This is a genomic window from Rhodocyclaceae bacterium (genome assembly GCA_020248265.1).
Lineage (GTDB): Bacteria > Pseudomonadota > Gammaproteobacteria > Burkholderiales > CAIKXV01 > CAIKXV01.
The window spans coordinates 11,801-32,857 of the sequence record JADCHX010000022.1 but is presented as its reverse complement, the minus strand read 5'-3'; the positions used below and the strand labels follow the sequence as shown (position 1 = coordinate 32,857).

The 21,057-nt window shown below is 68.7% G+C and carries 16 protein-coding genes; 9 read left to right on the top strand and 7 right to left on the bottom strand.

Translation table 11 applies throughout. The features are described from left to right. Positions 1-65 precede the first annotated feature (65 nt). From ING98_17830 to ING98_17820, 3 genes are read left to right on the top strand one after another with little or no spacing between them, the layout of a single operon-like run. Positions 66-2,534 (top strand): DNA internalization-related competence protein ComEC/Rec2, encoded by a 2,469-nt coding sequence (locus tag ING98_17830; protein ID MCA3103732.1) that lies wholly within the window; start codon positions 66-68, stop codon positions 2,532-2,534. Between the two features lie 36 nt (positions 2,535-2,570). Then, positions 2,571-2,966 carry a pyrimidine utilization protein C gene (locus tag ING98_17825; GenBank protein MCA3103731.1) on the top strand — a complete coding sequence of 132 codons (396 nt, stop codon included), beginning with the start codon at positions 2,571-2,573 and terminating at the stop codon, positions 2,964-2,966. 50 nt (positions 2,967-3,016) lie between these two features. After that, positions 3,017-3,949: a tripartite tricarboxylate transporter substrate binding protein gene (locus ING98_17820; protein MCA3103730.1), complete on the top strand. Its 933-nt coding sequence runs from the start codon at positions 3,017-3,019 to the stop codon at positions 3,947-3,949. Between the two features lie 66 nt (positions 3,950-4,015). Here the strand turns inward: ING98_17820 and ING98_17815 are convergent, their stop codons facing one another. From ING98_17815 to ING98_17790, 6 genes are all read right to left on the bottom strand, one after another. Next, positions 4,016-5,419, bottom strand: a complete 1,404-nt coding sequence (locus ING98_17815; GenBank protein MCA3103729.1) for a phosphomannomutase/phosphoglucomutase — start codon at positions 5,417-5,419, stop codon at positions 4,016-4,018. Positions 5,420-5,499: 80 nt separating this feature from the next. After that, a complete protein-coding gene (locus tag ING98_17810) occupies positions 5,500-6,513 on the bottom strand; it encodes an alpha/beta fold hydrolase (GenBank protein ID MCA3103728.1) in 1,014 nt (337 codons plus the stop codon). Further along, a complete protein-coding gene (locus tag ING98_17805) occupies positions 6,510-6,950 on the bottom strand; it encodes a nuclear transport factor 2 family protein (protein MCA3103727.1) in 441 nt (146 codons plus the stop codon). The genes ING98_17810 and ING98_17805 overlap by 4 nt, the downstream gene beginning before the upstream one ends. After that, on the bottom strand, positions 6,947-7,993 hold the full coding sequence (gene waaF, locus ING98_17800; GenBank protein MCA3103726.1) for a lipopolysaccharide heptosyltransferase II: 1,047 nt from the start codon (positions 7,991-7,993) through the stop codon (positions 6,947-6,949). The genes ING98_17805 and waaF overlap by 4 nt, the downstream gene beginning before the upstream one ends. A 28-nt stretch (positions 7,994-8,021) precedes the next feature. Continuing rightward, entirely contained in the window at positions 8,022-8,249 is a 228-nt protein-coding gene (locus tag ING98_17795) for a zinc-finger domain-containing protein (protein ID MCA3103725.1), read from the bottom strand. A gap of 8 nt (positions 8,250-8,257) precedes the next feature. Next, positions 8,258-9,178 (bottom strand): branched-chain amino acid transaminase, encoded by a 921-nt coding sequence (locus ING98_17790; protein MCA3103724.1) that lies wholly within the window; start codon positions 9,176-9,178, stop codon positions 8,258-8,260. A gap of 326 nt (positions 9,179-9,504) precedes the next feature. On the opposite strand from ING98_17790, the gene ING98_17785 reads away from it, so the two are divergent. Further along, positions 9,505-10,671 (top strand): adenylate/guanylate cyclase domain-containing protein, encoded by a 1,167-nt coding sequence (locus ING98_17785; GenBank protein MCA3103723.1) that lies wholly within the window; start codon positions 9,505-9,507, stop codon positions 10,669-10,671. Positions 10,672-10,790: 119 nt separating this feature from the next. Beyond that, positions 10,791-11,183, top strand: coding sequence for a methylated-DNA--[protein]-cysteine S-methyltransferase (locus ING98_17780; GenBank protein MCA3103722.1), 393 nt, complete (start codon positions 10,791-10,793; stop codon positions 11,181-11,183). A gap of 19 nt (positions 11,184-11,202) precedes the next feature. Here the strand turns inward: ING98_17780 and glnE are convergent, their stop codons facing one another. Continuing rightward, complete coding sequence (gene glnE / locus ING98_17775) at positions 11,203-13,998, bottom strand: bifunctional [glutamate--ammonia ligase]-adenylyl-L-tyrosine phosphorylase/[glutamate--ammonia-ligase] adenylyltransferase (protein MCA3103721.1); 2,796 nt, start codon at positions 13,996-13,998, stop codon at positions 11,203-11,205. A gap of 197 nt (positions 13,999-14,195) precedes the next feature. On the opposite strand from glnE, the gene ING98_17770 reads away from it, so the two are divergent. From ING98_17770 to tldD, 4 genes are all read left to right on the top strand, one after another. Next, a complete protein-coding gene (locus tag ING98_17770; protein ID MCA3103720.1) occupies positions 14,196-18,155 on the top strand; it encodes a TIGR02099 family protein in 3,960 nt (1,319 codons plus the stop codon). Positions 18,156-18,165: 10 nt separating this feature from the next. Then, positions 18,166-18,582: a hypothetical protein gene (locus tag ING98_17765; protein MCA3103719.1), complete on the top strand. Its 417-nt coding sequence runs from the start codon at positions 18,166-18,168 to the stop codon at positions 18,580-18,582. 28 nt (positions 18,583-18,610) lie between these two features. Beyond that, positions 18,611-19,486 (top strand): carbon-nitrogen hydrolase family protein, encoded by an 876-nt coding sequence (locus ING98_17760; protein MCA3103718.1) that lies wholly within the window; start codon positions 18,611-18,613, stop codon positions 19,484-19,486. A 77-nt stretch (positions 19,487-19,563) separates the two neighbouring features. Then, on the top strand, positions 19,564-20,988 hold the full coding sequence (gene tldD / locus ING98_17755) for a metalloprotease TldD (protein MCA3103717.1): 1,425 nt from the start codon (positions 19,564-19,566) through the stop codon (positions 20,986-20,988). The last annotated feature ends 69 nt before the right edge of the window (positions 20,989-21,057 follow it).

Below are 21,057 nucleotides of genomic sequence, written 5' to 3'. Positions count from 1 at the left end.
CCACGCATGAGTGCGCGCACTTTAACTCAACCACAAGGTCCGTACCAGCGACCTTGTCACGGGCCTTGAGCCCGGTTCCGGCCGCGCTCGGCTGGCTCGCCGGTACGCTCTGTCTGCAGCGCCTGCCGGAGCTGCCGTCGGCCGCCTGGATCGGCCTCTCTGCGGCGCTGTCGCTGGCCTGCCTGGCGCTTTGCCCCTGCCTGCGCGGCCGGGCGAGCGCAAGGGCATGGCTGGCACTGCCGGCAGCCGCACTGGCCGGTTTCGCGTGGTCCGGTGGCTGGGCATCGGACCGGCTGTCCGATGCACTGCCGCACGCCTGGGAGCGGCGCGACATCGAGGTGGTCGGCGTGATCGCGGAACTGGTCCAGCGTACCGAGCGGGGCAGCCGTTTTGCATTCGACGTCGAGCAGATCGTGACCGAAGGCGCCGTGGTGCCGGATCGCGTGCTGTTGTCCTGGTACGTTAACCGTCCCGGTCGTCGGACCTCGGCGTCCGCCGAAGAGGATCCGGTGGAAGCCGTCGCCAGTCGGATGCCGGCTGCGGGCGAGCGCTGGCGACTGGTCGTCAGGCTGCGCCGTCCGCATGCCAGCGTGAACCCGCATGGCTTCGATGCCGAGGCCTGGTTGCTCGAGCGCAACCTGCGCGCGACCGGGTACGTGCGGCGGGGCTTGCAGCGGCTTGAGCCGCTCGTGCAGCGGCCGGCCTACCTGATCGAACGTGCACGCGAGGCGATCCGTGATCGTTTCGAGCGGACGCTGCCGGGCGAGGCATATCTCGGCGTGCTGGTGGCGCTCGCGATCGGCGACCAGCAGGGTATCCCGGCCGCGCAATGGGAACTGTTCACCCGTACCGGCATCGGCCACCTGATGAGCATTTCGGGGCTCCATGTGACGATGATTGCCGCGCTCGCCTTCTGGCTGGTGGATGCCGGATGGCGGCGCAGCCGTCTGCTCGTGCGCCGCCTGCCGTCGCGCAAGGCGGCGGTCATCGCCGGGCTTGCGGCGGCCTGTGGCTATGCGCTGCTAGCCGGTTTTTCCGTTCCGACGCGGCGCACGGTGTTCATGCTGGCCGTGATCGCAGCAGCACTGTGGCGGGCGCGTCGGGCCGCCGCCGCCAATGTGCTCGCAGGTGCGCTGCTGCTGGTGATCGTGCTCGATCCCTGGGCGGTGCTGGCGACCGGGTTCTGGCTCTCGTTCGGCGCAGTCGCGGTGCTGATGACGGTCTCGGCCGGCCGTATCGGCCGCCCGCCGGCATCGCAGGGCTGCCGGCCGTGTCGTTCCGTCGTCGAGTGGGGAGGTGTCCAGTGGGCGATCACGATCGGCATGGTCCCTGCGACCCTGGCGCTGTTCTCCCAGGTCTCGCTGGTGTCGCCGATCGCCAATGCGATCGCGATCCCGCTGATCGGGTCGGTGGTGGTGCCGATCGCGGTCGTTGCGGCACTGCTGCCAGTGCCCGGACTGCTCCAGGCAGCGCATCTGCTGACCGAGGTCACGATGATCCCGATCGCCTGGCTTGCCGACCTGCCCTGGGCGGTCTGGGCCCAGCCGGCACCACCTGCCTGGGCCAGCCTGCTCGCGCTGGCGGGCATCTGCTGGTGGCGGATGCCCGCGGGCTGGCCCGCGCGCTGGCTCGGGCTGGCCACGCTGCTGCCGGTGCTGCTCGCGCGGCCGTCCGAGGTGCAGAATGGCACCGCCGAGGCGACGCTGCTGGACGTGGGCCATGGACTTTCGCTGGTGGTACGCACGGCCCGTCATGTGCTGGTGTACGACACCGGTCCGGCGTGGAGCAGCGAGGCAGACGCCGGTTCACGCATCGTGTTGCCCTACCTCAGGGGCGAGGGCCTGCGCCGGCTCGACGCGCTGGTGGTCTCCCATGACGACATCGACCACTCCGGCGGTGCGCGATCGCTGCTGCGCGCGCTGCCTGTCGCGGATTTCCTGTCGTCGCTGCCGGCGGCACATCCCGCGCGCGCAGCCGCCCGCGTCCATCGCGCCTGCGAAGCGGGGCAGGGCTGGACCTGGGATGGCGTGCACTTCCGTATGCTGCATCCGGCGGCGGGCAGCCATGCCATGGCGCTGCCGGACAACGATCGCAGCTGCGTGCTTCAGATAGAGGCCGGCGCCGAACGCCTGCTGCTCACCGGCGATATCAGTGCCGCGAGCGAGGCGCGCCTGCTCCGGTCGGCGCAGGGGCGGGGTGATGATGCGCTGCGTGCCGACGTGCTGGTCGTACCGCACCACGGCTCGCGTACGTCTTCGACACCCGTGTTCATCGATGCGGTCGCGCCGCGGCTCGCGTTGATGGCGATTGGCTATCGCAACCGGTTCGGCCATCCGCGGCCGGAAGTCGTCGAGCGATACGTGGATCGCGACGCGCGCGTGATCCGCACCGACCAGTCCGGGGCGGTTCGCCTGACGCTCGGTGCTGGCGATCTGCGCCTGCGGCAGGAGCGCGCCCATTCCCGACGCTACTGGCGGTCGCCGCCTCCGGAAGGACCGCTGCCTGCGCCGCCGCCGGCGGCCAGTGGACAGTAGACTTGCAATCCAGACGATCGATGAGGAGAACATCCGATGACTCATGTGCCCGTGATTCCGCCCGGTTCCGCACCCCCGCTGGCGCCCTATTCGCCGGGCGTGTGCGTCGATAACGCGCGCCGTGTCGTGCATGTGTCCGGCATGCTCGCGCTGGACGCCGACGGCGCCGTCGTCGGCGTCGGGGACGTGCGTGCACAGACGCGCTGCGTGCTCGAGGCGATTCGCTCGGTAGTCGAGGCGGCGGGTGGCAGCCTCGCGGACATCGCGATGAACCAGATATTCCTGAAAGACCTGGCCGACTACGCAGCCTTCAATGAAGTCTACCGGGAGTACTTCCCGGTCAATCCGCCTGCACGCTACTGCATTCGCGCCGACCTGGTGAAGCCCGCGTTCCTGGTCGAGGTGGCGGCCACCGCCTATCTGTCCGAATGAAGCCCGCCGATCATGTGAACAGGTGGGGGCGGTACGCCAGGCTGGCTGCGATGCTGCTGGTCCTGCTGCCGGTGCCGTCGCTCGCGCAGTCGTGGCCGGCCAGGCCGGTGAGGCTCGTCGTACCGTTTCCGCCGGGCGGCGCAACCGACCTGCTGGCGCGGCAGCTGGCTCAGCGGCTGGGGGACGGCTGGGGACAGACGCTGGTGGTCGAGAACCGCGGCGGCGCCTCGGGCGCGATCGCGACCGAGCATGTGGCAAGGCAGCCCGGCGACGGCTACACGCTGCTGTTCGCCACCGCGTCCACCCATGCGATCAATCCTGCGGTCAGCAGGGTCTCTTTCCATCCGCTGAAGGATTTCACGCCGGTGGTGAATGTCGCCGCCGCTCCCCTCGGTCTGGTCGTGCATCCGTCGCTGCCCGTGCGTTCGGTGAAGGAGTTGATCGCGCTCCTCCGCGCCCGGCCCGGGCAGCTCGACATGGCCTCGTTCGGCACCGGTACCGGCTCCCACCTCGCCGGGGAGCTGTTCAAGGTGATGGCGAAGGTGGACATGGTGCACGTGCCCTACAAGGGCGGCGCCGCCGCGATGACCGACCTGCTCGGCGGGCATGTGGCGTTGCTGTTCGATACGCTGTCCAACACGTTGGCGCATGCGCAATCGGGCAAGCTCCGGCTGCTTGCATCCACCGGACCGTCGCGGGTCGCTGCGATGCCAGCCCTGCCGACGATCGCCGAGACGCTGCCCGGGTATGGCGCGATGACCTGGTTCGGCATCCTCGGCCCCGCGGCCCTGCCACGGGCGGTGGTGATGCGGATCAATGGCGACGTGGCCAAGGTGCTGCAGGTGAACGAGGTGCGGGCATCGCTCGCCGCGCAGGGGTTCGAACCGGCAGCTGGCACCCCGGAGGCGTTCGCGGCACAGATCCAGGCTGACCTGGCCAAATGGGCCCGCCTGGTGACCGACGCGAAGATCCGGGTGGAATGAGTTGGGCGGCGGGTAACCGGGCCGCGGCCCGGTTACCCCGCGCCGCGCTGCTGGAGGGGGCGCGGTTCAGAAGCCGAGCGTGATTCCTGGCCTGGCCGCGGACAGCATCCGCCGGAAATCTGCCTGGATGCGTTCCAGTGCGGCCGCGTTGTCTGCCTCGAAGCGCAGCACCACGACCGGCGTGGTATTGGATGCGCGCGCAAGGCCGAAGCCGTCCGCATACTCGACCCTCAGCCCGTCGATCGTGATGACGTCAAGCGCGCCTTCGAAAGTCGCAGAGCCCTGCAGCCCTGCGATCAGCGTATGGTTCTCGCCCTCGGCAAGCTGAATGTTCAACTCCGGCGTACTGACCGCATCCGGCAGGCCGTCGAGCGCCGCCGACGGGTTGTCCGTGCGCGACAGGATCTCCAGCAGCCGGGCACCCGCGTACAGCCCGTCATCGAAACCGTACCAGCGCTCCTTGAAGAACACATGGCCGCTCATTTCGCCCGCCAGCAGGGCGCCGGTTTCCTTCATCCGTGCCTTGATGAACGAGTGGCCGGTCTTCGACATCACCGGAACGCCCTTGCGGGCGGTGATCCAGGGCGCGAGGTTGCGTGTCGACTTCACGTCGTAGATGATCTGCGCACCGGGATTCCGCAACAGTACGTCTTCCGCGAACATCATCAGCTGGCGATCGGGGTAGATGATGTTTCCGTCCCGGGTGACGACGCCGAGGCGGTCGCCGTCGCCGTCGAAGGCCAGTCCCAGTTCGGCATCGCCCCGCTTCAGCGCGGCGATCAGGTCCTGCAGGTTCTTCGGTTGCGACGGGTCGGGATGGTGGTTGGGAAAGGTGCCGTCCACCTCGCAGAACAGTTCTTCGACGGTGCAGCCGAGGCGCCGGTACAGCTCCGGCGCAAAGGCGCCGGCGACGCCATTGCCGCAGTCGACCACGATCTTCATCGGCCGCGCAAGCTTCACGTCGGACAGGATGCGCGCGAGGTAGGCCTCGCCGACCTCGGCCGTACGGTAGCCACCGGCACCGCTCGCCATGTCCCCGGCCACGATGCGCGCGCGCAGCTTCTGGATGTCTTCGCCTGCCAGCGTGGTGCCGGCCAGCAGCATCTTCAGGCCGTTGTAGTCGGGCGGATTGTGGCTGCCGGTGACCATCACTCCGGAGCCGCCGGCCTGTTCCCATGCGGCGTAGTAGACCATCGGTGTCGCGACCCGTCCGACGTCGATCACATCCACACCCGCCGCGCGCAGGCCGCGGGCGAGCGCATCGCTGAGCGCGGGGCCCGAAAGCCGGCCATCACGGCCGATCGCAACCGTGCGTGCGTTGCGTGCAAGCGCCTCGGAGCCGATCGCGCGGCCGACCTGCTCGACCGTCGCCACGGTGAGGGTATGGTCGACGATGCCGCGGATGTCGTAGGCCTTGAAGATCTCGGCGGCGGGGGCCGGCGCGGGGCTGGCGTTGGAAGCAGGGGGCATGCTGTGGCGTCCTTGGGAGCGGGCGGGGCCCGAAGCGGCCCGACTGACGGCGGGATTAGAACCGCCGGTCCGGCGGGGTGTCAAACAACAGGCGCATCCGATACGCGCGCATCCCCGGGCATCGCCGGGGCATCGAGGAAATGCGCGACGCGACTCGCCAGCCAGCGGGTATGGCCAGGCGGGTGCCCGCCGACGAAGCCGACATGTCCGCCGGAGGCCGGATATTCGAGGGTGATGCTCGGCGACACTGCATCCTGTCGCGGCAACGCCGACGGCGGAAGGAACGGATCGTCGAGCGCGTTGATCATCAGCGAACGCACTGCGACCGCTCCGAGCACGGGCTTGCAACTGGCGCGTGTCCAGTAGTCATCGACATTGCGATAGCCGTGGAGGGGGGCGGTGAACAGGTCGTCGAATGCGCGCATGGTGCGTGCCCGTGCCAGCGCGCCTGCATCGAACAGCCCGGGGAAGCGCCGGTGCTTCTCCAGCGCCTTGTCCTTGAGCGTCTGAAGGAAGCTCAGCGCATACAGGCGCGAGAAGCCGCGCTCGAGTGCGGCACCTGCCGCGGCCAGGTCGACCGGCGCGCAGACGCTGACCGCCGAGTCGATGACGCCGGCCGCGCCGGCGCCTTGTTCCCCGAGCCATTTCATCAGCACGTTGCCACCGAGCGAGATCCCCGCGGCATGGACAGGTGCGCTGCCGGCGCGTGCCGCGAAACGCCGCAGGATCCAGTCCACTTCCGGCGTATCCCCCGAGTGATAGGCGCGGGCCAGCCGGTTCGCTTCCCCGCCGCAGCCGCGGAAATGCGGTACCGCGCCGTTCCAGCCCAGGTGGCCGGCCAACTGCATCAGGGTGCGCGCGTAGTGGCTGCGTGAACTGCCTTCCAGTCCGTGGAACAGCACCAGCCACGGCGCCTGCCCTGCGGCCTCGGGTGCCGGGATGAAGTCGACTTCGATGAAGTCGCCGTCCGGCGTGTCCCAGCGCTCGCGTCGGTAGACGACCCGCGGCTGCGGGCACAACTTCGACGCATAGATCGTCTGGGCGTGCGCGCCGGCCAGCCAGCGCGGCGGGGTGAACTCCGGTGCTCTGCTCAATGCAGGATCGGCGGCAGGCCGGCCTCGGCCGGTTCGGTCGCCTGGGGATGCTCGGGCACCGCGGATGCATGGTGCAGGTGCAGCCGCCAGCCGCGCTGGGTGCGCAGGTAGATGTTGGTCGCGATCATGGAGACCCGGCTGCGTGCTTCGTGCGGAGCCGACAGGGTCTCGTGCAGGGTATGGATGGCCGTCTGCAGCGTCGATGTGACCAGCGGTTGGGTCATGCGCAGCCGCAGGCGCGGGCCGCCAGCGAAGATGCTGCGCCAGGATTCCCGTACCGCTTCGATGCCGGTCAGGCGCGGGCCGCCCGGATGCACGCAGACGATGTCGTCTTCTTCCGCCCAGACGGCCATCATCGCGGAGAGATCCGCGGCCTCGAACGCGCGGTAGAAGGCGATTTCACAGTCGCGGGAGTTGCCGTAGATCAGCGTGCTCATGGCCGGATCGGGGTGAGGGAAGATGCGCGCATGCGCCCGATCGTATCCAGTACCCGCTCCGGCGTCAGTTGCCGCATGCAGTGGAAATGGCCCAACGGACACTCGCGCGCGAAACAGGGGCTGCACGGCAGGCCGAGGCTGACGACCTCGGCGCGCGGCGACAGCGGCGGGGTGAAGCCCGGGCTGCTCGATCCGTAAAGCGCGACCGTCGGGAGGTCCAGCGCCGCTGAGACATGCATCAGGCCGGAATCGTTGCTGACCACCAGTGCGGCAAGCGACATCAGGTCGATCGCCTCGGCGAGCGAGGTCCTGCCTGCGAGGTCCGTCGGCAAATCCTGCGATCGGGCGCTGCACATGGAACGGATCTCGGCCGTGATCGACTGGTCCTTCGACGAGCCGAACAGCCAGACCTGGAAGCCGTCAGCGACCAGGCGGTCGGCAAGGCTGGCGAACTGGCTCGGTGGCCAGCGCTTTGCAGGCCCGTACTCGGCACCCGGACACAACGCGGCGACCGGCCGCGCGGTGTGCAGGCCGAGCCGTGCCAGTACTGCCGTACGCGACGCGTCATCGATGTCGAGGACTGGCGGCGGGACTGGCGGCAGTGCCGTACCGGCTCCGAGCGCCAGCGCGGCGAAACGCTCCGCCATCGTGGGCAACCGGACCTCGTCCAGCAGTCGAGCGTCGGTCAGCAGCCAGTGGCGCCACTCGCCGACGTATCCGATCCGCTCGGGGATGTCGGCGAACCAGGGCACCAGCGCCGACTTGAAGGAGTTCGGCAATACCCACGCCTTCGCGTAACCGCGCGCGCGGACGGTGCGTGCGACCGCGCGCCGTGCGCCCAGGCCGAGCTGACCGTGCCGGAACGGCGCTTCGATCACGTCGCGCACGCCGGGCAGGCGAGCGGCGAGTCCGGCGGTCCAGGGTGGGGCCAGCACGTCGATCGACAGATCCGGCTCTGCGCAGCGGATCAGTTGCAGCATCGGCTGCGCGAGGATCGTGTCTCCGACCCAGGCGGGAGCCACCACCAGTGCGCTTCGGGTCATGATGGCCGCCGCGCGCGAGCGGCTGCGCTCAATGCCCGTGCGAGACCGGCCCGCCCTTCAGCCGGTAGCGTGTGCCGCAGTAGGGGCAAAGTTCGTCTCCGCTGACCGCGATCGGCAGGAACACGCGCGGGTGCGCGTTCCACAGCAGCATGGATGGCATCGGGCAATGCAGCGGCAGGTCGGCCGCCGTCACCTCGATCAGCCGTTCGCGATTGGCCGAGCCGGTCTCGGCGGCGGGAGCTGGACGGGTCGACATCGCGCTGTTCAGACCGGGGTCAGCCACTCGAGGCGGCGCGGGACCCGCCCGTGCACGCAGTCGAAGTACAGAGACTGGATCTTCTGGGTGATCGGGCCGCGGGAACCGCTGCCGATGCGCCGATTGTCGAGTTCGCGGATCGGCGTCACCTCGGCGGCGGTGCCGGTGAAGAACGCTTCGTCGGCGATGTAGACATCGTCGCGGGTGAGGCGCTTGGAAATCACCGGGATGCCGAGTTCCCCGGCGAGCTGGATCACTGCATCGCGGGTGATGCCGATGAGGGCCGACGTCAGCTCGGGTTCGTACAGCTTGCCGTTCTTCACGATGAACACGTTCTCGCCCGAGCCTTCAGCGACGAAGCCATCCACGTCGAGCAGCATCGCTTCGTCGTAGCCGTCTGCCGTCGCCTCGAGGTTGGCGAGGATGGAGTTCGCGTAGGTCGCGGCGAACTTCGCTCGCGCCATCGTCACGTTCACATGGTGCCGCGCGAAAGACGAGGTCTTGACGCGAATACCTTTTTCGAGGCCCTCGGGCCCGAGGTAGGCACCCCACGGCCAGGCGGCGATCGCGACATGCACGCTGGCACCCTTCGGCGACACGCCCATCTTCTCGGAGCCGTAGAAGGCGATCGGACGCACGTAGCACGACTCGAGCTTGTTCTCGCGCACGACCTCGCGGCACGCCTCGGCGAGCTGCTCCCGACTGTAGGGGAGCAGCATCTGGTAGATGTGGGCCGAGTTGGCCAGCCGCTCCATGTGCTCGTGCAGCCGGAAGATCGCCGTACCCTTGTCCGTCTTGTAGGCGCGGATGCCTTCGAAGACGGCGAGCCCGTAGTGCAGGGAGTGGGTAAGGACATGGATGTTCGCCTCGCGCCAGGGCACCAGCTTTCCATCGAACCAGATCACTCCATCGCGGTCGGACATCGACATGGCCATTCCTTCGGATTCTTTTGGATATTCGGGTAACTGCTTCGGGCAACCGCTCGAATGCACCCGGCCCTGCGCGTGCCGCCGGACCGGACTCCGGATTGTAGCGGAACTGCCGGTCCCGAAGAACCGTCGGCAGCCGGCGCGGGCCGGCACGCCTTGACCCCCGTTCGGGTTGATGCAACCATCGTCATGGATGCAGCATCAGGGGAGATGTGTTGAAGGGACTCGGAGACCTGCTTCAGCGCGCCGGCGACGCGGTCATTTCCGAGACCGACAGCGAAGAACTGAAGCTCCAGAAGACGCTGGCAATTCTCGCCTGCGGTCTGATGATCTTTGCAGCCGGCCTGTGGATGGTCATCTACACGGCGCTGGGCATCCGCTTCGAGATCCTGGTGCCGCTCTCCTTCCAGCTGATTTCTGCCGGCACGCTGGTGCATTACCTGAAGACCGGCGACTTCGTCGCGTTCCGTTTCTCGCAGGCCAGCCTTTACCTGTTCGTGCCCTTCATGATGCAGTGGGGCATGGGCAACTTCGTCACCGCATCCGCCGTGATGCTGTGGGCACTCCTGGCGCCGATCGGGATGATGGTTCTCCATGGGCCGCGCGAGTCGATACCCTGGTTCATCGCCTACCTCGTGCTGACCGCGGTATCCGGCTTTTTCGACTACTTCATCTCCTACGGCACAGAGTATGCCCTGCCGATGCACACGATCGCGGTGTTCTTCGTGCTCAACTTCGCTGCGATCTCGACCATCGTGTATCTCCTGATCAGCTACTTCGTGCGCGAGCGCCAGCGACTGTCGACCGAATTGAGGCGTTCGCACGACCAGTTGACCGACGCGCAGGAGAAGTCGGAACGCCTGCTGCTCAACGTGCTGCCTGCCCGGGTGGCCGAGCGGCTCAAGCGGCAGGATACGGTGGCCGACGGGTACGCCGACGTCACCGTGATGTTCGCGGACATCGTCAACTTCACCGGGCTGTCGGAGGAACTCGCGCCCGGGGACGTGATCTTCATGCTGAACGAACTGTTCACCGGATTCGACGAGATCGCCGCGCGCAACGGGATCGAGAAGATCAAGACGATCGGCGACGCCTACATGGCCGCGGGCGGGCTCAACGCCGCGACGCCTGACTACACCGCGGCGTTGGGCGAGGCTGCGCTGCAGATGCAGCGATTCATGCTCGACCGTCACTCCCCGAACGGTTCGCCGCTCGGACTGCACATCGGCATCGCGACCGGGCCGGTCGGGGCGGGCGTGATCGGGCGCACCAAGTTCGCGTACGATCTGTGGGGCAATACCGTCAATGTCGCCGCGCGCCTGGCCTCCAGTGCGGAGCTCGGGCAGGTCGCGGTGGACGAGGTGACCTACAAGCGCCTGCGTGGACGCTATCGCTTCGAGGGGCCGATGTTCACGACGGCCAAGGGCAAGGGGCAGATCACCTCCTATTTCCTTGCCGGCCGGCTGTCCGTGCCCGAGCGGGTACAGGCTTGAGTCGGCCGCGGGATACCGAACGTATCCGCCATGCGGTGCGTGCATGCGTGCTGGGCCATGTGCTGGTGGCTGCCACCGACCGCGGCGTGTGCACGGTCGAGCTCGGCGACAGCACGGGGATGCTCGCTTTGTCGCTGCAGCGCCAGTTTCCCGAGGCCATCCTTGCCGGGACGGACGCGATCCTCGCGACGTGGGTCGACAGGGTAGTGGATGCGATCGCGCGGCCGCGTACCTCGGTCGACCTGCCGCTGGACATCCGCGGCACGGTATTCCAGCAGTCGGTATGGGCTGCACTGCGCGCGATACCGCCGGGGGCGACCGTGAGCTACCGTCAGGTTGCTGCGCGCATCGGTCGTCCCGGTGCGGCGCGGGCCGTTGCCCGGGCCTGCGCCAGCAACCGGCTCGCGCTGCTCGTGCCGTGCCACCGGGTGGTACGCGCGGACGGCGGCGCGGGCGGTTATCGCTGGGGCATAGAACGCAAGCAGCGCCTGCTCGACGGCGAGCGCGGCTGAGCAGCGGCGATCCCCGGCCTCAGCGCGCGCCGATCGCTGCCTGCCAGAGCGCGTCGACGGCGGCGGCGTGGCTATCGAGCGCGTCGACCGGTGCCCGGGCCGGGTCGCGCCCCGCGAGTTGCATCGCATGCTGGGTGCGCCTGAGCGTCCGGTAGGCCACCTGGGCGGCCTGCGCCAGCGTCGGGTCGACCAGGCCGCGGGAAGCAGCCACCTGGAGCAGTGCTATGTTGCCGATGTTGCCGGTGAGTTCGGGTACCTGTGCGGCGTGCGCCAGCACCAGGAACTGGACGATGAACTCCAGGTCGACCAGCCCGCCGACCCCTTGCTTGATGTCGAAAGTGCCGGCGGGGTGGTCGCTGTGCTTCGACTCGCGCATGCGGCGCCGCATGTCCACGATGTCGCCGCGCAGGCGCTCGATGTCGCGCGGCTGGCACAGGATATCGATGCGCAGCCGCTCGAAGCGCGCACCGAGCGCCGGATCGCCCGCCACGAAACGCGCGCGCGTCAGGGCCTGGTGTTCCCACACCCAAGCCTTTTCGCGCTGGTACTGCTCGAATGCGGTCATCGATGGCGCCAGCAGGCCGGACTCGCCGTCCGGCCGCAGGCGCAGGTCGGTCGCGTAGAGCACGCCCGCCGATGTCATCGAGGTGAGCCACGAGTTCAGGCGCAGCGCCAGGCGTGCATAACGTTCCGGTGGTACCGGCTCCGGGAGCGCGCGTGCAGGCCCTCGGGCAGCGTCGTCGACTACCGGTGCGTCGTCGAAAATGAACGCGATGTCGAGGTCGCTGCCGTAACCCATCTCCTTCCCGCCCAGCTTGCCGTATCCGATGATCCCGAAGCGTGCCGCCGGAACCGGTGACTGGCCGGCGTTCAGGTGCTTCCAGCAGCGTTCGAGCGCTTCGGCGAGCACCACCTCGGCCAGTTCGCTCAGCCGGTCCGACACGCGTTCGAGCGGCAGGTCGCCGGCAAGGTCCTGGGCGACGATGCGGAACACCTGCGCGTGGCGAAAGTGGCGCAGGGTGTCCAGAAGCCGCTCGACGTTGTCCGCGTGCGAATCGAGGTGGTCGCGCAGTTCCGCGATCAACCTGGGCCAGGATGGCGGCGCGTGCAGCGTGCGCGCATCGATCAGTTCATCGAGCAGGATCGGATGCAGCGCCAGATAGTCGCTGGCCCACGGGCTGGCCGAGGCCAGCTCGCCGAGCCGCTGCAGCACCGGGGGGTACTCGAGCAGCAGTGCGAGGTAGGACTCCCTGCGTCCGATGCTCACGATGATGTCGAGAAGGTGCGCGATCGCCGCGTCCGGGTCCTGCAGCGCGGCTGCGACTTCGAGGGCGCGCGGGATGAGCTGCGACAAGCGGCTCTGGCCGCTCGCGGCCATGCGCTTCACGCGTGCACTGCCGCGCAGCTCGAGCAGGCGTCCGGCCAGCCGCTCCGGCGCGCGGTAGCCCATGCCGGCCAGGGTGGCCGCCGCCTCAGAGGGTTCCAGGTCGTCCTGCCATAGCGAGGAGAGCGGATGGTCCGCTTGCGCGCCGGGGGAGAATGCGCAGGCCTGCTCGAACACCGCGCCGACCGATTCCCGCAGTGCGTCGAGCGATGTCGCGAACGACGGCCAGTCGGCATGTCCCATCGACAGCGCGATGCGGTGGCGGTCTTCGTCCGACTCGGGCAGGGCATGCGTCTGTGCATCGTCGAGGTACTGCAGACGGTGCTCCAGCCTGCGCAGCAGGTCGTAGCCCTGCTTCAGGCGCTCGACGACCGGGGCCTCCAGGATCGACCGCATCTTCAGCGCATCGAGTACATCGAGCGTCGGTCGTGCACGCAGCGCCAGGTCACTGCCGCCGCGGATCAGCTGGAAGACCTGGGCCACGAACTCGATCTGCCGTATGCCGCCGGCGCCCAGCTTGATGTTGCCCAGCATGTCGCGGCGCCGCACCTCGCGCCGGATCTGTCCGGACAGTTCGCGCATCGAAGCGATCGCACTGAAGTCGAGGTGGCGCCGGAACACGAACGGCTGTACGGTCCCGGTCAGCCCGGCCTCGAAGCCCGGTGAGCCTGCGTCAGTGTCCGGCAGCGGCGTGCGCGCGACGACGCGCCCCTTGATCCATGCATAGCGCTCCCATTCGCGGCCCTGCGCGATGAAGTACTCCTCGAGCATCGCGAGGCTGCAGGCAAGCGGTCCGCTGTCGCCGTATGGGCGCAGGCGCATGTCGACCCTGAACACGAAGCCATCGCCGGTGGGTTCGTTGAGCAACGCGATGATACGTCGGCCGCAGCGGACGAAATACTCGTGGTTGCTGATCGAGCGCGTGCCCCCGCGGGTTTCGCCTTCCTCGGGATAGACGAAGACGAGGTCGATGTCGGAGGAGACATTCAGTTCGCCGCCACCGAGCTTGCCCATCCCGATAACCAGCAGTGGTTGCTGGCGGCCCGATTCCTCGCCGATCGGGTTGCCGTACACCTGTCGGAGCTCGTCGGTGGCACTGGCGCAGGCCGCCGAGAGCGTCTCCTCTGCCAGCGCAGTCATCGTCGCCATCACTTCGTGCAGGGTGGCGAGGCCGACGAGGTCGCGGCCGATCAGCGCCAGCAGGCAATCGCGGCGCAGCGTCCGCAAGCGCACCGGCAGCGGCGCGCTGGTGCAGTCGCCGTGTGCGACCGGATGCAGCGCGGTGCGCATCCGGTCGCGGCCGAACGGTGCCGAGGCGAGTGCGTTGAACGATTCGCGGTCGGTGAGGCCTGTCGAGGCCAGGCGCGCCACGTAGCGGCTGTGCGCGAGCGCAGCCTCGTACGGGTCGGCGGACGACGGGATCGGTGGCATCACCATGCCTCCTGGCGCCTGCCGTCGTGTGGTCGTGCCGCGCATGTCCGCCGCCATGTCAGCGGCGCCACCCCCAGCCGCAGGTTGACGATGGCAGTACACTCGACGTTCTTTGTCCGGAGCACGCGTGGGCCCAATCATTTCCGTTCCGGTGGCTCTGATGTCCATCACCGGTGTGGCAGTCTAGCGCAACGCCCTTGAACGATCCCGCTCCCCGCCCTGCATCGCCGCTCCAGCGCCTCGCGCAGCTGCGCTCGCTGCGCGTTCTTGGGCGGCTATCGCTGGGCACCTATCGGCTGCTGATGGTGCTGGTCCTGCTGGCCGGCTTCGGCACCGCAGTGGTCGTGCTGTCCCTGCGCTTCTACGTGCTGCCCACCATCGATCAGCATCGCGATCGTATCGCCGGCCTGATCAGCGAGGCGAGCGGCCAGAAGGTGACGATCGGCAGCATCGCCGCGAACTGGAATGGCCTCCGCCCGCACCTGTCCATGCGCGAGGTGGTGGTGCACGATGCGGTCGGCCGGCCGGCGCTCGAACTGCAGCGCGTGGAGGCGACCCTGTCCTGGCGATCCATGCTGGTCGGCGGCGCGCGCATGCACAGACTCGAGGTCGTCGGGCCGAGCCTGACCATCCGCCGCGATGCAGCGGGCAGGCTGTCGGTCGCAGGCCTGCCTGTTTCGGGCGCTGGCGATGAGGGCGGATTCGGGCGCTGGGTCCTGGCGCAGCGCGGCGTCGTCATCCGCGACGCGGCGGTCGTCTGGATCGATGAAGCGCGCGGCGCACCGGAGCTCTGGCTGAAGAAGGTGAACCTCCGGCTCGAATCGAGCGGACGCCAGCACCGGCTTGGCGTGACCGCAGTGCCGCCGGACGGCCTGGCGGCACCGCTCGACCTGCGTGCGGAATGGCGCGGCAGCGACCTTTCGCGCTTCGCTGATTGGGAGGGGCGAGTGTTCGTCGAACTGCGTGACACCAGCCTGTCCGGCTGGGAGGCGTGGATCGACCTGCCCGGCGGTGTGCAGCGCGGCACGGGCGCGGTACGACTCTGGGCCGAGAGGCGGGGGGGGCGCCTGACTTCCCTGATCAGCGACGTCGAGCTGACATCGGTCCGCGCCACGCTGGCACCGGATCTCGAGGCGCTTGCCTTCGAAACGATGAGTGGCCGGCTGTCCTGGCGCCATCTGCCGGACGGCTTCGAGGTTACCGCGAACCAGCTTGCGCTGTCCCAGGCCGGGCGCCCGACGACAGCGCCGACCGTTGCCCGCCTGCGCTGGCGCGAGCCCGTCACGGCGCCGTCGGGCGGCATGCCGCCGGCGATGATCGGTGGACACGCCGAGCGCACCGAACTCACCGCAAGCGCGCTCGAGATCGCGCCATGGGTTGCACTTGCGGGCCAGTTGCCGCTCGATACGAAGGCGCGTGAATGGCTGGCTGCCTTGTCGCCACGGGGCCGCCTGTCGGACGTCTCGATCGCATGGGAGGGCTCGATCCAGACCCCGACGGCCTGGCAACTGCGGGCGCGCTTCGACGCGCTCTCGGTCGAGCCCTGGGGCACCTGGCCGGGCATCGACGGGGTCTCTGGATCGATCGATGGCAGCGAGCGGGCTGGCGTGCTGCGCATCGACTCGCGCGACCTGCGCCTTGCGCTGCCGACGCTGTTTCCGCGCCCGATGGCATTCGATGCGTTCACAGGGCAGGCCAACTGGAGCGGGCAGGGGCCGCGGCTGGCCATTCAGCTCGGTGCCGTTTCGTTCACGAATGCGGATCTCGCCGGCACGCTGTCCGGCGAGATCCGGCCGTGGGCGTCGAAGCGTGGCGAGGTCGACCTGACCGGTGCCCTGAGCCGGGTGCAGGCGACGGCGGTGGCCCGCTACATGCCTCTGGTGGTGGGCGAAGATACGCGCAGGTGGCTGGGACGCTCGCTGCTCTCCGGACGCTCGACAGACGTCCGCCTGCGCCTGAAGGGCGATCTCGAGCACTTCCCGTTCAGCGAGCCCGGGCACGACCGCGGACAGTTCCTGGTCACGGTGAAGGCGCAGGGCGTCGATCTCGACTACTCGGCAGGATGGCCGAAGATCACTGGAATCGATGGCGACCTCGTGTTCCGGGCCAACCGCATGGAAATCCTTCCCCGCAACGCCACGATCGCCGGCGTGAAGCTGCAGCGGGTGCGCGCGTTCGTGCCCGACATCCTTCACCACGATGAAGTGCTCGAGATCGTCGGCGAGGCGGAGTCTGCGACGTCCGATTTCCTGCGTTTCATCGCGCAGAGCCCGGTCGACGGGATGCTCGACGGTGCCACCCGCTCGATGGACGCGCAGGGACGCGGTCGGCTCTCCCTGAAACTCGTGCTGCCCCTGCGGCACCTCGTGGACAGTACGGTGACGGGCAGTTTCCAGTTCGCCGGTAACCGTCTGGTGCTCGACCGCGACCTGCCGGTGCTCGATTCGGTCAACGGCCGGCTCGAGTTCACCGAGTCGGCGCTCCGGGTCAATGGCGCGGCAGCGCAAATGCTGGGCGGGCCCACCGTGATCAACGTCGCATCGCAGCGCGACGGATCGGTCCGCGTCGGGGTCAGCGGCAGAGCGACTGCGGAACAGCTGCGTCGCGAGCTGCCGGCCCCGTTCGGGCAGTCCTTGCGCGGAGCGACCGACTGGCGGGCAACCGTCAACTACCGGCGCAAGGTCGGCGACCTGGTGGTCGAGTCCTCGCTGGCGGGCATGGCGATCGAACTGCCACCTCCGTTTGGCAAGGTCGCCGCGGAGACTCTGCCGCTGCGGGTCGAGCAGGTCAGTGGCACGGATCGGGACCGGATCGCCATCAGCCTGGGAAGCGCGCTGTCGGCGCAAGTGCTGCGCCGGATCGACGCCGGACAGGCCACGGTCGAAAGGGCCTCGGTGGTGCTCGGCGGCGCTCCGGCGCCGGTGCCGGAGCGCCGCGGCGTATCGGTCGGCGGCGCGCTCAGGCAGGTGAGTGTGGATGCCTGGCGGCCGCTCATCGCCGCCCTGGCCTCTCCCGGGGGCGGGCAGGGCGGCCCTGAACTGGCCGAACTGGACCTGCGCATCGGTCAGGTCGAGGCGATCGGTCGCCGCTTCAACGACGTGGTGGTCAAGACGACGGCGCAGCCAGGCGGATGGGCCGGCAGCATCGCGTCGAAGGAAGTGTCCGGCGAACTGGTGTGGAGATCGCAGGGGCGGGGGCGGCTGGTCGCCCGGCTGCGGCAGATCAATCTGCCGCCCGCCCGGGCGACCCAGGCCGTGCTGCAGCAGGCGAAGTTCGACGATGCCGAACTGCCTGCCCTCGACATTGCGGTCGACAGTTTCCTGTTCGCCGACATGGCGCTCGGCCGGCTCGAACTGCTGGCGCAGCCCGAGGGCCGCGACTGGCGAATCGATCGCCTGCGCATCCTCAATCCGGATGCGACGTTCCAGATGGAAGGGCTCTGGCAGAGCTGGATGGCACAGCCGCGCACCCAGGTCAATGTGCGGCTGGACATCGTCGACAGCGGCAGGCTGCTTGCGCGCCTCGGCTACCCCGAGGGCGTGCGCGGTGGAGCAGGCAGGATCGAAGGTGCGCTGTCGTGGGCGGGCAGTCCGCAGGAGCTCGATGTGGCCACGCTCGGCGGCACGCTGCTGGCGGAGGTGTCGAAGGGCCAGTTCCTCACGCTGGAACCCGGCGTCGGCCGGCTGCTCGGCGTGTTCAACCTGCAGAGCCTGCCGCGTCGCATCGCACTGGATTTCCGCGATGTGTTCAGTGAGGGCTTCGCCTTTGACGAGATCGTCGGCACGATGCGGATCAGCCGGGGTACGGGCAGGCTCGATGGCTTCCGCATCCAGGGTCCGGCGGCACGGGTGCTGATGAGCGGGGAGCTCAACCTCGCCAAGGAGACGCAGAACCTCCATGTCAGGGTCACGCCGGCGCTCGGGGACAGCCTCGCACTGGCTGGCGCATTGCTCGGGGGCCCGGTGGCAGGGATTGCGAGCTTCCTGGTGCAGCGGGCCTTCAAGGACCCGCTGGCGCAACTGGCGACCTTCGACTACGCGGTGACCGGCACCTGGGCGGAGCCGACGGTTTCCCGGACGGTGCGACCGGAACCGGGCATCGCGCCCGGCAACACCCCTGGCAACGCACCGTCGGCGATTGCGCCGGCGCCGGGCTGAGGCGGTGTCGATGCATGTGTTCCGGTTCATGGTCGCGCTGGCGGGCCTGATGGCCGTGCTGGCACCCGCCGTCGCTCCGGCAGCCGCTCCGGCCCCAGCCATTGCCGGCGTCCCTGCGGCGCTCCCGGTGAACGCATCCGGGCCGTGGACGATCGGCGATGAGGTATGGGACCGGCCGCGCAGCGCGGATGTGATCCGCACGCTGCCAGCGGTGCGCGCCGCCGTCGCGGCGCTCGCCGGGACAGCGCGCGGATCACTGGTTATTCGACACGCGGGCGGGCAGAATAGTGGATTACGTGCGGAGGAACTGCGCCACTGGCTGGTCGCGCTTGCCGTCGAGCCCGGGCGGCTGGAGATTGCGCCCGCCACCGCTGCCGTCATCGAAGGGCTGCCGCGGGGCTCGATGGTGCTGGAACTGGCGCGCTGAACGCAACGGAAGGCCAGTCATGCAATCGATGCCGATCGAACCCCTGCCAGGCGCGCTCGCCAGTCGCGATGCGCCGCTGCGCCAGTTGCCGTCCGGACCGTTCCGGGTAGCGGCAGTGCAGACGGTATCCGGTCCGGATGTCGCCAGTAACCTCGCCGACTGTGCAGCGCTGATTGCCGAGGCAGTCGATGGTGGTGCACGGCTGGTCGGACTGCCGGAATACTTCGCGATCATCGGCATGCGCGATCGGGACAAGGTGGCTGCGCGCGAGATTCCCGGGGACGGACCGATCCAGCAGTTCCTCGCCGATACCGCACGGCGCCACGGGGTCTGGCTGATCGGCGGTTCGGTCCCCCTTGCGTGCGACGATCCGGACAAGGTCTGGAACGCAAGCCTCGTCTACGACGACCGCGGCAATGCGGTTGCCCGCTACGACAAGATCCACCTTTTCGGGTTCGACAACGGGCGCGAGAAATATTCCGAGGAACGGACGATCGCGCATGGTTCGCGGGTGGTCGCCGTCGACTCTCCGTTCGGTCGCATCGGCCTGTCGATCTGCTACGACCTGCGGTTTCCGGAACTGTACCGTGCCTTGGGCGACGTCGACCTGATCTTCGTACCTTCGGCATTCACCGAGACCACTGGCGCCGCGCACTGGGAGCCGCTGCTGCGTGCGCGTGCGATCGAAAACCTCGCCTACGTGGTTGCCCCCGCGCAGGGCGGCGTGCATCCGAACGGCCGCGAGACCCATGGCCATTCGATGGTGATAGACCCCTGGGGGCGCATCCTTGCACAGCGCGCGAAGGCCCCTGGCGTGGTGCTGGCCGACATCGATCCCGCCAGCCAGCGCGAAGTGCGTACCATGCTGCCCGCGCTGACCCACCGTACCCTGCATTCCGTATGAAGGAACCGATGAACGCCAACACTCCGGCGCCTGCCGCCGCTTCCCCCGCCGCGGCGCGCGGCCTCGCAGACCGGTTGATGAATACCGCCGGCCAGTGCCTCCTCGCACCGTACGCGCTCGACAACGGTGCGCTGGGCAAGGTGTTCGGCAGCATCCTGAGCCACCAGGTCGACTACGCAGACCTCTATTTCCAGTACACGCGTTCCGAGGGCTGGAGTCTCGAGGAGGGGATGGTCAAGTCCGGCAGTTTCTCGATCGAGCAGGGCGTCGGCGTGCGCGCCGTCACTGGCGAGAAGACGGCCTTCGCGTATTCGGACGACATCAGCCTGCCGGCACTCGAGGCGGCTGCAGCCGCGACCCGCGCGATCGCCCGCGCCGGCCAGCAGGGGAGTGCGCCGCTGGTGCGTACCGGTGCGGCGCGCGAACTGTACGCCCCGAAGGATCCGCTGCTCAGCCTGGACGAAGGCCGGAAGGTCGACCTGCTCGAGCGTATCGAGCGGGCGGCGCGCGCGTGCGATCCCCGCGTTATCCAGGTCATGGCTTCGCTGGCCGGGCAATATGAAGTCGTGATGATCGCGCGCCACGACGGCCTGCAGAGCGCCGACGTGCGCCCGCTGGTGCGCATGTCGGTACAGGTGATCGTCGAGCAGGACGGGCGGCGCGAGCAGGGCAGTTCGGGCGGTGGCGGACGCTTCGATTATTCGTACTTCACCGACGAGGTGATCGGCCGCTACGCAAAGGAAGCGGTCGATACCGCGTTGCTCAACCTCGAGGCGCGTCCCGCGCCGGCGGGGTCGATGACGGTCGTGCTCGGGCCGGGCTGGCCCGGCGTGCTGCTCCACGAGGCGATCGGCCACGGGCTCGAGGGCGACTTCAACCGCAAGGGCACTTCGGCATTCACCGGCCGCATCGGAGAGCGGGTCGCTGCGCCCGGGGTCACGGTCGTCGACGACGGTACACTGCCCGAGCGGCGCGGTTCGCTCAACGTCGACGACGAGGGCAACCCGACGCAGCGCACCGTGCTGATCGAGAACGGCGTGCTGCAGGGCTACATCCAGGATTCGCTCAACGCGCGCCTGATGAGCATGCCGGTGACCGGTAACGGCCGGCGCGAGTCGTTCGCGCACCTGCCGATGCCGCGCATGACCAACACCTACATGCTCAACGGCGACAAGGATCCCGAGGAGATCATCCGCTCGGTGAAGCGAGGGCTGTACGCGGTCAACTTCGGCGGTGGCCAGGTGGATATCGTCAGCGGCAAGTTCGTGTTCTCGGCGTCCGAGGCGTGGCTGGTGGAGGACGGCAAGCTGGTGCATCCGGTCAAGGGAGCGACGCTGATCGGCAACGGTCCCGATGCGCTGACCCGGGTCACGATGATCGGCAACGACATGAAACTCGATGCGGGCGTCGGATCGTGCGGCAAGGAAGGTCAGAGCGTCCCGGTGGGCGTCGGTCAGCCCACGCTGCGCATCGACGGGCTGACGGTCGGCGGCACCGCTTGAAGCCGCGGCAGGTGCCGGTCGTCCGCGCCAGTGCCGGGATGCCGGCGCCTTGCGCCGGGGGATGGCTGC